This is a genomic window from Streptomyces sp. NBC_00271 (genome assembly GCF_036178845.1).
GTDB lineage: Bacteria > Actinomycetota > Actinomycetes > Streptomycetales > Streptomycetaceae > Streptomyces.
In genome coordinates this window covers 5,249,911-5,262,506 of record NZ_CP108070.1, presented here as the reverse complement: position 1 = coordinate 5,262,506, position 12,596 = coordinate 5,249,911, and the positions used below count along the sequence as shown (strand labels likewise).

Annotated in this window: 9 protein-coding genes; 8 read left to right on the top strand and 1 reads right to left on the bottom strand. The window is 71.2% G+C overall.

Annotated features, from left to right (window positions below):
- Positions 1-44 precede the first annotated feature (44 nt).
- The 8 genes from OG798_RS24120 to OG798_RS24085 all read left to right on the top strand — a co-directional run bounded on the left by OG798_RS24120 (position 45) and on the right by OG798_RS24085 (position 11,828).
- Complete coding sequence (locus OG798_RS24120) at positions 45-1,439, top strand: ubiquitin-like domain-containing protein (RefSeq protein WP_323138730.1); 1,395 nt, start codon at positions 45-47, stop codon at positions 1,437-1,439.
- 124 nt (positions 1,440-1,563) lie between these two features.
- Positions 1,564-2,505 (top strand): 16S rRNA (adenine(1518)-N(6)/adenine(1519)-N(6))-dimethyltransferase RsmA, encoded by a 942-nt coding sequence (gene rsmA / locus OG798_RS24115; RefSeq protein WP_121415900.1) that lies wholly within the window; start codon positions 1,564-1,566, stop codon positions 2,503-2,505.
- A complete protein-coding gene (locus OG798_RS24110) occupies positions 2,502-3,449 on the top strand; it encodes a 4-(cytidine 5'-diphospho)-2-C-methyl-D-erythritol kinase (RefSeq protein WP_267062060.1) in 948 nt (315 codons plus the stop codon). The genes rsmA and OG798_RS24110 overlap by 4 nt, the downstream gene beginning before the upstream one ends.
- 121 nt (positions 3,450-3,570) lie before the next feature.
- A complete protein-coding gene (locus OG798_RS24105) occupies positions 3,571-4,968 on the top strand; it encodes an acyltransferase family protein (RefSeq protein ID WP_267062058.1) in 1,398 nt (465 codons plus the stop codon).
- A 108-nt stretch (positions 4,969-5,076) separates the two neighbouring features.
- Positions 5,077-6,885: an ABC-F family ATP-binding cassette domain-containing protein gene (locus tag OG798_RS24100; RefSeq protein WP_095854193.1), complete on the top strand. Its 1,809-nt coding sequence runs from the start codon at positions 5,077-5,079 to the stop codon at positions 6,883-6,885.
- 238 nt (positions 6,886-7,123) lie between these two features.
- Complete coding sequence (locus OG798_RS24095) at positions 7,124-9,001, top strand: outer membrane protein assembly factor BamB family protein (RefSeq protein ID WP_328757653.1); 1,878 nt, start codon at positions 7,124-7,126, stop codon at positions 8,999-9,001.
- A 91-nt stretch (positions 9,002-9,092) separates the two neighbouring features.
- Positions 9,093-10,895, top strand: coding sequence for an outer membrane protein assembly factor BamB family protein (locus OG798_RS24090; protein ID WP_121415903.1), 1,803 nt, complete (start codon positions 9,093-9,095; stop codon positions 10,893-10,895).
- A gap of 225 nt (positions 10,896-11,120) precedes the next feature.
- Positions 11,121-11,828, top strand: coding sequence for a helix-turn-helix transcriptional regulator (locus tag OG798_RS24085; RefSeq protein WP_121415904.1), 708 nt, complete (start codon positions 11,121-11,123; stop codon positions 11,826-11,828).
- Positions 11,829-11,981: 153 nt separating this feature from the next.
- Here OG798_RS24085 and OG798_RS24080 read toward each other — a convergent pair whose 3' ends face one another.
- On the bottom strand, positions 11,982-12,491 hold the full coding sequence (locus OG798_RS24080; RefSeq protein WP_095854197.1) for a hypothetical protein: 510 nt from the start codon (positions 12,489-12,491) through the stop codon (positions 11,982-11,984).
- Positions 12,492-12,596 lie beyond the last annotated feature (105 nt).

The window sequence follows — 12,596 nt, the reverse complement described above, 5'->3', positions numbered from 1 at the left end:
CGGGCACCCCTCTCACTCCGCCGGATCTCCTGGAGCGTGTCGTCGTGAGCAACTCGCCCAAGTCGCAGTACGAGACGTATGGCCTGACTGGAATGTCGTTCGTGGACCGAGGAACTGGTGAGCAGCCGTCGTACGGTGCCGGAGGCCCGGACCGCGGCGGCTACGTGGACACCTACCGGCCCGCGTACGAGGCACTGGCGGTGTCCGAGGCGCCGACCGAGCCGATACTGCCCCGGCAGACGCCCACGTTGGTGCAGACGCAGGCGCTCGGGGATTCGGGGGAGGGGCCCCGGTCCGGCGGGCGGGCCGCTGCCCGGCGCGCCGCCCGGCGCCGGCGCGCCGCCGAGCGTCCCGACCCGCTGCGGCTGCTGCCCCAGGCGCTGGTCGTCGCCTTCCTCGCCGGCGGCGCCTCCGCCTTCGTCGCCAGCGACAAGGCCATCGAGCTCAGTGTCGACGGGAAGGAGCGCACGCTGCACACCTTCGCCGACGACGTGACCGAACTGCTCGCCGAGGAGGGCGTGCGCGTCGGCGAGCACGACGTGGTCGCGCCCGCCCCCGGCACCGGGCTGACCAGCGGTGACGAGATCGCGGTCCACTACGGGCGGCCCGTGCGGCTCACCCTCGACGGACAGCCGCACGAGGTGTGGACGACGGCGCACACGGTGGACGGGGCGCTCCAGCAGCTCGGGGTGCGCGCCGAGGGGGCGTACCTGTCGACCTCGCGCTCCCAGCGCATCGGCCGTCAGGGCCTCGCGCTCGACGTCCGCACCGAGCGGACGGTGACGATCATGGCGGACGGGCGGGCCCGGACGATCCGGACGAACGCGGCGACCGTCGGCGAGGCCGTCGAGGAGGCCGGGATCACCCTCCACGGCGAGGACACGACGTCCGTCCCGCCAGGGAGCTTCCCCCGGGACGGACAGACGGTCAGCGTGATGAGGATCACCGGCACCCAGGAGGTCCGCGAGGAGGCCATCCCCTTTCTGACGACACGGACGAACGACCCCTTGCTGTTCCGTGGCACCGAGGTCGTCGACCGGGCCGGGGAGCCCGGGGCCCGGCGGGTCACCTACCTGCTGCGGACCGTCAACGGGGTCAGGCAGAAGCCGCGGAGGGTCGGGGACGAGGTGGTCCGGGAGCCGCGTGGACAGGTGGTGCGGGTCGGTACGAAGCCGCGGCCCGATTCCATGCGGGATGCGGACCGTCTGAACTGGTCCGGGCTCGCGGCGTGCGAGTCCGGCGGTCGCCCCGGCGCCGTGGACCCCTCAGGCACCTACGGCGGCCTGTACCAGTTCGACACCCACACCTGGCACACGCTCGGAGGGTCCGGGCGGCCCCAGGACGCGCCGGCCGCGGAGCAGACCCGCCGGGCGAAGAAGCTGTACATCCGCCGGGGCACGAGCCCGTGGCCCCACTGCGGAGCCCATCTCCACGACTGACGGGCGCGCAGCGCCCCTTCAGGAGCGCGGGGAACTGCGCGATCGCCCCCACTCACCCGCAGTCGAACCATGCACCCGGGGTCTGGGAAAACGGCTCACGCCGTCGCACCCGTACGCTTGGGGCGTGAACAGCCCCACCCCCGACGCCCTCCTGGGCCCCGCCGACGTCCGCGAGCTCGCGGGTGCCCTCGGCGTGCGGCCCACCAAGCAGCGCGGCCAGAACTTCGTGATCGACGCCAACACCGTGCGCCGCATCGTGCGCACCGCCGGCGTGCGGGCCGACGACGTGGTCGTCGAGGTCGGCCCCGGCCTCGGCTCGCTGACCCTCGCGCTGCTGGAGGCGGCCGACCGGGTCGTCGCCGTGGAGATCGACGACGTACTCGCGGGGGCGCTCCCGGCGACCATCGCCGCCCGTATGCCGGCCCGCGCCGACCGCTTCGCACTCGTGCACTCCGACGCCATGCACGTGGACGAGCTCCCCGGCCCCGCCCCCACCGCCCTCGTCGCGAACCTCCCGTACAACGTCGCCGTCCCCGTGCTGCTGCACATGCTCGCCACCTTCCCGACCATCGAGCGCACGCTGGTGATGGTGCAGGCCGAGGTCGCCGACCGGCTCGCCGCCGACCCCGGCTCGAAGGTGTACGGCGTGCCGAGCGTCAAGGCCAACTGGTACGCCGACGTGAAGCGGGCCGGCTCCATCGGACGGAACGTCTTCTGGCCCGCGCCGAACGTCGACAGCGGCCTCGTGTCGCTCGTCAGGCGCGCCGAGCCCATCAGGACCACGGCCTCCAAGCGCGAGGTCTTCGCGGTCGTCGACGCCGCCTTCGCCCAGCGGCGCAAGACGCTGCGCGCCGCCCTCGCCGGGTGGGCCGGTTCCGCGGCCGCCGCCGAGGTCGCGCTCGTCGCCGCCGGGGTCTCACCGCAGGCCCGCGGGGAGTCGCTGACAGTGGAGGAGTTCGCCCGTATCGCCGAGAACAAGGCCGAGAACAAGGCCGAGAACAAGGCCGAGGGCAAGGCTGAGAACGCCGAGAGCAAGGCCGAGAACAAGGAGAGCGCTCAGCCGTGACGGAGTCGAAGACCGAGCCCACGACGCACACGGGCAGGGTCACGGGCACGGACGTCGTGACCGTACGTGTCCCCGCCAAGGTCAACGTCCAGCTCGCCGTCGGCGCCGCCCGCCCCGACGGCTTCCACGACCTGGCCAACGTCTTCCTCGCCGTAGGGCTGTACGACGAGGTCACCGTGACGCCGGCGGACGAGCTGCGGATCACCTGCGAGGGCCCGGACGCCGACCAGGTCCCCCTCGACGCCACGAACCTGGCGGCCCGCGCGGCCCTCGAACTCGCCCGCCGGTACGGCGTCGAACCGGGGGTCCACCTCCACATCGCCAAGGACATCCCCGTCGCGGGCGGCATGGCGGGCGGCAGCGCCGACGGCGCCGGCGCGCTGCTCGCCTGCGACACCCTGTGGGGGACGAACGCCTCCCGCGAGGAACTCCTCGACATCTGCGCCGAGTTGGGCAGTGACGTGCCGTTCAGCCTGGTGGGCGGGGCGGCGCTGGGTGTCGGACGGGGCGAGCAGCTGCGGACGCTCGAGGTCGGCGGGACCTTCCACTGGGTCTTCGCGATCGCCGAGCGCGGGCTGTCGACCCCGGCGGTCTTCCGGGAGTTCGACCGGATGAACGAGGGTGTGCGGATCCCGGAGCCTGTCGCCTCGCAGGAGCTGCTCGACGCGCTGGCCAAGGGGGACGCCGGGGCCCTCGCCCGCGCCGTCTCCAACGACCTCCAGCCCGCCGCCCTCTCCCTCTTCCCGACCCTCGCCGACACGCTCGCCGCCGGGCGGAACGCCGGTGCGCTCGCGGCCCTGGTCTCCGGCTCGGGGCCGACCACGGCCTTCCTCGCGGCGGACGCCGAGTCCGCGCGGGCGGTCGCCGACGCGCTGCGCGCCTCCGGCACCTGCCGGACGGTACGGGTCACCGACGGCCCCGCCCCCGGCGCGACGGTCGTCTGACCGCACGGGCACGTCACGGGCACCCAGTACTCAGCGGCACGTCACGGGCACCCGGTACTCAGAGGCGAATTGAGTACGGGCGCGCTGACGCCGTAGCGGCGGACGGCGCGACCGTACTCGTATGGCATCAAGCGCTCACGCCCTCGCCGCGGCCACACCCGCCTCGCGCGACAAGTACGTCGACCTGCTGCGGGTCGCCTCCCTCGGCACGGTGGTGCTCGGGCACTGGCTGATGGCCGCCGTGTCGGTGCGCGGCGACGGACGGGCCGAGGTCGGAAACCTGCTCGCCGTGGAGCCCCGCCTCCAACTGCTCACCTGGGCCCTCCAGGTCATGCCCGTCTTCTTCTTCGTCGGCGGCTTCTCGCACGCGCTGTCGTACCGCTCGCTGCGGCGCAAGGCCGGGGAACACGGAGAGAACGGAGAGAACGGGGAGCAGGGAGAGAACGGAGGAGGGGCTCTCTACTCCGTGTTCCTGCGCGCCCGGTTGCAGCGGCTGCTGCGGCCGACCGTGGTGTTCATCGGCGTGTGGGGAGCGCTCGCGCTCGCTCTGCAACTCGCGGGCAGAAAGGGCGGGTTGCTGGACGTGTCGCTGCGACTCGTCGCCCAACCGCTGTGGTTCATAGGGATCTATCTGGCGATGGTGGCCTTCACCCCGCCGCTGCTACGGCTGCACGAGCGGTACGGGTGGGGCGCGTTCGGCGGGCTCGTCGCCGCGGCCGGGCTCGTGGACCTGCTGCGGTTCGGGTTCGGGGTGCCGTACGTCGAGTTCCTGAACTTCGCCTTCGTCTGGCTCGCCGTCCACCAGCTCGGATTCCTGCGCGCGGACGGGAAGCTGCGACGCCCCTACCTCCTCGCGGGCGCCGGGCTCGCCGGGGTGGTGCTGCTGGTGGCGTACGGGCCGTATCCGCTGTCCATGGTGGGGATGCCCGGCGAGAAGATCTCCAACATGGCGCCGCCCACCTTCGCGCTGCTGTGCCACGGGCTGTGGCTGGTCGGCGGGGTGGAGTCGCTGCGGGGCCCCGCGCGGCGGTGGCTGCGCCGGCCACGGGTGTGGCGTGCGGTCGTCGCGGCGAACGGCGTGTCCATGACCGCCTTCCTGTGGCACCTCACCGCGATGCTCGGCGTGTACGGGGCGCTGCTGGCCCTCGGCGTACGGCTGCCGGAGCCCGCGACGGGGGTGTGGTGGGCCCAGGTGCCGGTGCGGGTGGTGGTGGCCGGTGGGGTGACGGCCCTGCTCGTCACCGTGTTCCGGAGGTTCGAACAGCCCTCCGCCGTGGTCCTGGGGGAGCCGGGGGTGTCGCCCGCGGGCGCGCGGCCGGCCGCCGTGCTCGGCGTGACGCTGTGCCTCTTCGGGGTGCTGGGGCTCTCCATGGTCGGGTTCGGCGGGTTGCTGGAAGGGCGTACGGCGGTACTGATCGCGGTGCGGGTGACGGCTCCGGTCGCCGTGGCGATGACACTCGTGGGGTGGCTGCTGGTGGAGCGGGCGGGACGTGGGCGGCCTGCGGCCGCGCCCGCGTAAATATGCGGGGCGGTGCGTTGTCCGCCGAAGCACCCACCCGTGTGGCTCGGGAGGTGAGGGAGCCGGACTACCCTTGAGGGTCGATCGTCCCCCTTGTTCAGGAGAGAAATGGCCGTCAACCTGGTCAATGTCGAGTCCGTCAGCAAGGTGTACGGCACCCGTGCCCTGCTCGACGGAGTCTCCCTCGGCGTCAGCGAGGGCGACCGGATCGGTGTGGTCGGGCGGAACGGCGACGGCAAGACCACCCTCATCCGCATGCTCGCCAAGCTGGAGGAGGCCGACACCGGCCGTGTCACGCACTCCGGCGGGCTGCATCTGGGAGTGCTGACCCAGCACGACTCCCTCGATCCCACCGCCACCGTCCGGCACGAGGTCATCCGTGACCTCGCCGACCACGAGTGGGCGGGCAACGCCAAGATCAGGGACGTCCTGACGGGACTGTTCGGCGGCCTTGACCTGCCGGGGTTCCCACAGGGGCTCGACACGGTGATCGGCCCGCTCTCCGGCGGTGAGCGCCGCCGTATCGCGCTCGCCAAGCTGCTCATCGAGGAGCAGGACCTGATCATCCTCGACGAGCCCACCAACCACCTGGACGTGGAGGGCATCGCCTGGCTCGCCCAGCACCTGCGGGAGCGGCGGTCGGCGCTGGTGTGCGTGACCCACGACCGGTGGTTCCTCGACCAGGTCTGCACCCGTATGTGGGACGTGCAGAAGGGCGCGGTGTACGAGTACGAGGGCGGGTACTCCGACTACGTCTTCGCGCGCGCGGAGCGTGAGCGCATCGCCGCCACCGAGGAGGTCAAGCGGCAGAACCTGGTGCGCAAGGAGCTGGCCTGGCTGCGGCGCGGCGCCCCCGCCCGTACCTCCAAGCCGCGCTTCCGCGTCGAGGCCGCCAACGAGCTGATCGCGGACGTGCCGCCGCCCCGCGACAAGAGCGAGCTGATGAAGTTCGCCAGCTCGCGCCTGGGCAAGACGGTCTTCGATCTTGAGGACGTGACGGTGCAGGCGGGCCCGAAGGTCCTGCTCAAGCACCTCACCTGGCAGCTCGGGCCCGGCGACCGGGTCGGGCTCGTGGGTGTGAACGGAGCCGGCAAGACCTCCCTTCTGCGCGCCATGGCCGAGGCCGCCCGCAGCGAGGGGGAGACGCAGCCCGTCGCCGGGCGGATCAGCACCGGCAAGACCGTCAAGCTCGCCTATCTGTCGCAGGAGGTCGCCGAGCTCGACCCGACCTGGCGGGTGCTGCAGGCCGTGCAGGCCGTCCGTGACCGGGTCGACCTGGGCACGGGACGCGAGCTGACCGCGGGGCAGCTCTGCGAGACGTTCGGCTTCAACAAGGAGAAGCAGTGGACGCCCGTCGGGGACCTCAGCGGTGGTGAGCGGCGGCGGCTTCAGCTGCTGCGGCTGCTCATGGACGAACCGAACGTCCTCTTCCTCGACGAGCCCACCAACGACCTCGACATCGAGACGCTGACCCAGCTGGAGGACCTGCTCGACGGCTGGCCCGGCTCGATGATCGTGATCTCCCACGACCGGTTCTTCATCGAGCGCACGACGGACAACGTGTTCGCGCTCCTCGGTGACGGCACCCTGCGGATGCTGCCGCGCGGGATCGACGAGTACCTGGAGCGGCGCAAGCGCATGGAGGAGGTCGCCGCGGCCGCCGTGCTCGCCGCCGCGCCCGCGCCGTCCGCCAGGGCCGCCTCCTCCGCCGACGCCCGCGCCGCGAAGAAGGAGCTGCAGAAGATCGAGCGTCAGCTCGACAAGATCTCCGAGAAGGAGAGCAAGCTCCACACCCAAATCGCCGACAACGCGACGGACTTCGAGAAGGTCGCCAAACTCGACGCCGAACTGCGTCAGTTGATCGGTGAGCGCGAGGAACTGGAGCTGCGCTGGCTGGAGCTCGCCGAGGACGCGTAAGCCCCTGGCAGGTGGCGCGCGCGTCCCGTGAAGGGGGCGTGAAGGCGCATAACGAGGGCATCACGGGCCGGTCCTCCCTTGGGAACAGGGGGAGTACCGGCCCCTTGTTCGCGGTCTCCAGAGTGATAGAAAGGTCCGTCTGAGAACAGTCTGAGAACCACCGGTGTGGCGCGAAATCGGCGCCGCCGACCGCGCCGCCGGTGGGGCGCCACATCAGTGAACTAGGGGGAACGCGCTGATGAGTCAGCCGCCGAGTGAGCCGCCGCAGGGTGGCTTCGGAGCACCGCAGGACCAGCCACCGACGCCGTCGACGCCACCGGTTCCACCGGCGGCACCGGCGCAGGGAGGGTTCGGCGCACCCCCCAACACGCCCCAGGGCACGCCTCCTCCGCCCGCCGGTCCGCCGGCACCCGGTTACGGATATCCGCAGCAGCCCGGGCCCTACGCCCAACCCGGCCCGTACGCACAACCGCCACAGCAGCCGACGGGCCCGTACGCACAACCGCCGCAGCAGCCGGGGCCGTACGCCCAGCCCGGCCCGTACGCGCAGCCCGGCCCGTACGGTCAGCAGCCCGCATACGGTCAGCAGCCCGGATATGGGTCCGGGTACGGCTACCCGGGCCAGGCGCAGTATCCCGGCGGCCCCGGCGGCCCGGGTACCCTTCCGCCTCCTCCCGGTGGTTCCAATAGTCCCTTCAAGGGCCGCCCGGCCATGGTCGTCGGCGCCGCCGTGGCCGCGCTGCTCGCCGTCGGCGGGACGGTCTGGGCCGTCAGCGGCGGGGGCGGCGACGACGGCAAGAAGCCGGTCGCCCAGGACAGCAAGGGCGGGAAGGCCTCCTCTTCCGCCGATCCGGTCAACCCCGGTGACGGCAGCGGCAACGGTGGCGGGGACCCCGAGAACCTCAACGCGGGCCGCCAGGCCGGTGAGGCGAAGGTGCTCTGGTACAAGCAGGCGCCCGACGCGCCCGGTTCCGGCGCCGACGCCCCCGGCCTGTGGATCACCGACAAGGCGGCGGTGAAGGCCGCGTACACGCAGGTGTTCGCGTACAACGTCGGGGACGGCAAGCCCAGTTGGGACCCGATCACGTTCCCGCAGCCGATCTGCGCGGTCACCCCGCAGAAGACGTCCGACGACAAGGTCGTCGTGGCGTACAAGAGCGGTGCCGGCGACAACGCCAAGTGCAACCAGCTCCAGCAGATAGACCTCGACTCCGGGGCCAAGGGCTGGAGCGGCAAGGTCGCCGACGGAGCGCTCTTCGACAGCACGCTCACCATCGAACTGTCGGTCACCGGCAAGACGCTGATGGTCGGTCGCTCGCAGTCCGGCACGGCGTACGACATCACCAGCGGCAAGAAGCTCTGGGACAAGAAGAACTACGGCCAGGCCTGCTACCCGGCCGCGTTCGCGGGCGGCGCCAAGCTGCTGTCCGTCGCCTCCTGCGGTGCCGCCACCGACACCGAGCACGACGAGGTGCAGCAGCTGGACCCGGCCACCGGCAAGGCCAAGTGGACCACGAAGATACCCAAGGGCTGGACGGTCGAGCGCACGTACTCCGCCGACCCCGTCGTCATCTACATGACCAACAAGGACCAGAAGAAGGTCAACGTCACCACGTTCAAGGACAACGGTGCCGTCCGCTCGCAGCTCAAGAGCAGCGACGCCTTCAGGCCCGAGTGCGGTTTCGCCATCCTCGACCGCGACCTGACGGGCTGTTTCGGCACCGCCGCCGACGCGAACACGCTCTATCTGCCGACCGACGCGAAGAGCGGCGCCAACGAGATCGTCGCCTTCGACCTGTCGACCGGCAAGGAGAAGTGGCGCGTCAAGTCTCCGGCCGCCGAGTCGATGCTGCCGCTGAAGATGGACGGCACGCGGCTGATCGCGTACGTCGAGCCGTCGTACGACGCCGGTGGGCAGATCGTGTCGATCCCCACTACCGGAAGCAGCCACAAGACCACCAAGCTGCTGCAGAACCCGCAGGGCACGGCGTCGGTGGAGAACGGCTTCTTCTCGAAGGCGGTCGACTACGTGGACGGGCGCTTCTACATCTCCACCACCCGGCTGACGGGCAACGACCAGTCGAAGGAGAAGTTGATGCTGGCCTACGGCAAGTGACGGACGCTCACGCCACCTTCGCCCCGTTCGCCACCTTCTTCGTCTCGCGCATCTCCGTCCCCAACGCATCCGCATCCGAGGTAGACACGTCATGAGCCAGCCGCCGCCCCCACCACCGCCGAACCAGCCGCCACAGGATGGCTTCGGCGCGCCGCAGGACCCTCCGCCGGGTGGGTTCGGTGCGCCGCAGGCTCCGCCGCCGGGTGGGTTCGGTGCGCCGCAGGCTCCGCCGCCGGGTGGGTTCGGCGCCCCGCAGCCTCCGCAGGGTCCCGGTTACGGCTACCCGCAGCAGGCACCCCCGCCGGGGCCCCCGGCCCAGCCGGGCTACGGCTACCCCGGCCAGCAGCCCGCGCAGCCCCCGGGACCCCCGTACGGCTACGGCTATCCGCAGCAGCCGCCGACCTACCCGATGCAGCCGCAGGTTCCCCAGGGCGGGGGCGGCGGGCGGAAGCCGAACAGCCAGGTGGTCATCATCGTGGCGGCCGTCGTGGCCGTCGCGCTGATCATCGGCGGCGGGGTCTGGTACGCGAGCTCCGGCAAGGACGACAGCAAGAACAACTCCTCCGGTACGAGCGGCGGCACTGGAGGCAAGGGCGGCTCGGGCGGCGACAAGACCACCGGTTCCACCGGCAAGGAGAAGGTCCCCGCCAACACCGGCTCCAAGGTCCTCTTCCAGGTCCCCGCGCCCGCCGTGCCCGCCGAGACCAGCGTGTCCACCGTCGGCTCCTGGCTCACCGACAAGGTGTACGCCAAGAGCGGCGACGCCGAGATCAATGGCTACGACCCCGACTCCGGCGCCAAGGCCTGGACGATCAAACTCCCCGGCCCGGTGTGCACCGCCAGCCGCCACACCACCGACGCCGGCCGGACCGCGATCGTCTACGAGCCCGCCATGCCGACCAAGGCGAAGCCTTCCCACGGCTGCAGCGAGGTCTCCGCCCTCGACCTCGCCGCGGGCAAGCTGCTGTGGACGAAGTCGGTCAAGTCCGGTGACCAGAAGATCAGCCTCAACAACGTCACCACCAGCGCGAACACCGTCGCCGTGGGCAGCACCAGCGGTGGCGCCGCGTTCGACATCTCCACCGGCAAGGCGCTGTGGGCACCCAAGCCCACGGACAGCTGCTACGACGCCGGGTACGGCGGCGGCGACAAGCTGGTCGCGGTCCGCAAGTGCGGCGAGTACGGCAGTACGCGGCAGTTGCACATCCAGACCATCGACCCGACGTCCGGGAAGGTGATCTCGGAGTACAAGATGTCGCCCGGCATCGAGTACGCGAGCGTCGTGTCGACCGACCCGCTGGTCGTGGCCGCCGACGTCGGCGACTCCGCCGGTGACGGCAGCGGCATCTCGGACTTCTTCTCCATCGACAACAAGACCGGCCGGCTGCGCACCAGGATCTCCGCGCCGGGCAAGACCTACGCCGCCAAGTGCGACGGCATCACCAGGATCGAGGGCTGCGCGAAACTGGTGGTCGGCAACGACAGGCTCTACATCCCGACCGAGCAGCACGACGGCGGCCAGTCCGGCCGGATCAACGAGATCGTCGCCTTCGACCTGGGCACCGGCAAGCAGACCGGCCAGCGTGCGGACGCGGGCGACGGCTACGACATCTCCCCGCTGCGCATGGACGGCGGCAACCTCCTCGCGTACAAGCGTCCGCCCTACGACAAGGGCGGTCAGATCGTGAGCATCGACGGCACCTCCTTCAAGGAGACCAAGCTCCTGGAGAACCCGGCGACCGAGGCGATCCGCGACGCGGAGACGAGCATGCTCCCGGACTACGCCGAGATCCTTTACAGCGAGGGCCACCTGTATATGTCCGCGATCTACGCCCACAAGCCGTACAGCACCTCCCAGAAGGAGTACCTGGCGATCGCGTTCGGCACGCAGTAGGTCAACTTCTTTTGACCATGGCCCCGTCCCAGCTCAGGGACGGGGCCGTTCGCTTACCCCTCATCACTCCCGAATGCGAGGAATTTCGATATTCCGGGGCACTTCTCACCAGTAGGGGAAGCGCAACGTCGAACAAGCGTGTAGCTTCCGGGGGATGGAGAGCCGGGGGGCTCCTAATCCACGGGGAACCAGTGGGGATGCTTGGGGGGACTGGGGGGTTGCTCGATGGGAGTGCGGCTCATGGTGGTCGACGACCACCGACTGCTCGCCGAGGCGTTGGCCTCGGCGTTGAAACTGCGGGGGCACCGGGTGCTTGCCGCGGCGGCGCCCGCCGCGGGAGCGGCGGAGCTGGTGATCACCAGGGCACCGGAGGTGTGCCTGATCGGCACGGCGACACCCGCCGAGCCGGGAATCTTCGACCCGGTGATCAGGATCAAGCGGGAGCGTCCGCAGGTGGCGGTCCTGGTTCTGGGGCCGGTCCCGAACCCGCGCGGCATCGCCGCCGCGTTCGCCGCGGGCGCGTCGGGCTACGTACGCCACGACGAGCGGATAGAGGGAGTCGAGCGCGCCATCATGAAGGCGAGGGCGGGTGAGGCGGCGGTCGCCCCCGCCCTGCTCCAGGGCGCCTTCAGCGAGCTGCTGAACCCCGCCGCCCAACCGGACGACGAGGGCCAGCGGCTCCTGCAGATGCTCACCCCACGCGAGGTGGAGGTCCTGGTGAGGGTCGCGGACGGGGAGGACACGAGGCTCATCGCGGCCGGTATGGGGATAGCCCCGTCGACCGCCAGGACCCATGTCCAGCGGGTGCTGATGAAGCTGGGGGTGGGGTCGCGGCTGGAGGCGGCCGCCCTGGCCGCGCGGACGGGGCTGCTGGACCGGGCGGGGCCGGTGACGGCGGTGCTGGGGAGTACGCAAGACCCTCGGCCCACGTAGTCACCCTGTCGAGGGTGTGGCGGGTCGATCGAGTGCCCAAAAAGCGTTGGGTTCGACGGTGAAGTACCGCCGAACCCAACGCCACGACGCCACACGCTCAGACCGCGATGTCAACCGTGTGAGTCACCGACACGGTGCACGGTGAACGACCGGTCACGTGCACGCCGCGGAGAGCTGCGCGTCGGTGGCGAGCACCGCGTTCAGCGCCGCGGTGATGTTGGCCGGGACGGGCGGGTTGGCCGCCAGCGCGGCGGCGAGGACCTTCAGGTCCGCCTGCAGTTGCACGGCGAGGGCCGCGCAGGTCCGCTGCGTCGGAGGCGCTTCCGGGAGGCACCCGGCGGCGCGGAGCCGTGCGACCGTTTCCCCGGCTGCGGAGACTGCCGCCTGGGCCGCGGCGACGTTGGGCGTCGGCGTGGCGGCCAGAGCCGTCGCGGCGGCCTGCAGGTGCGTGGTGAGCTCACCGCTCAGAGTGGCGCAGAGCGGCGGGGTCGTCGGGGGCGTCGTCGGAGGCTTCGGGGGCTTCGGGCCCTTGGACTCCTGGACGATGGGCGTGACGGGCTGCGGGTCCGTAGCCGCCATTGCCGCCGGGGCTATGACCAGGGACAGGGATGCCAGGGCCGCGGCCGACGCGACAGCGGATCCGAAGCGCTTGAAATGGAACATTCCACGCCTTTCTTTGTGTGTGAGTGAGGAAGCCGGGGAGGTATCCCCGAGTTCAGGAGGCCTCGCGGCGTGGCCACCGGCAACTCCATTTGTCCTATTCACTCC

What these genes read in the sequence shown, in the direction of transcription:
- OG798_RS24105 (WP_267062058.1), top strand. Translation starts at nt 3,571, where the DNA reads ATGGCATCAAGCGCTCACGCCCTCGCCGCGGCCACACCCGCCTCGCGC.
- OG798_RS24100 (WP_095854193.1), top strand. Translation starts at nt 5,077, where the DNA reads ATGGCCGTCAACCTGGTCAATGTCGAGTCCGTCAGCAAGGTGTACGGC.
- OG798_RS24095 (WP_328757653.1), top strand. Translation starts at nt 7,124, where the DNA reads ATGAGTCAGCCGCCGAGTGAGCCGCCGCAGGGTGGCTTCGGAGCACCG.
- OG798_RS24090 (WP_121415903.1), top strand. Translation starts at nt 9,093, where the DNA reads ATGAGCCAGCCGCCGCCCCCACCACCGCCGAACCAGCCGCCACAGGAT.
- OG798_RS24085 (WP_121415904.1), top strand. Translation starts at nt 11,121, where the DNA reads ATGGGAGTGCGGCTCATGGTGGTCGACGACCACCGACTGCTCGCCGAG.
- OG798_RS24080 (WP_095854197.1), bottom strand. Translation starts at nt 12,491, where the DNA reads ATGTTCCATTTCAAGCGCTTCGGATCCGCTGTCGCGTCGGCCGCGGCC.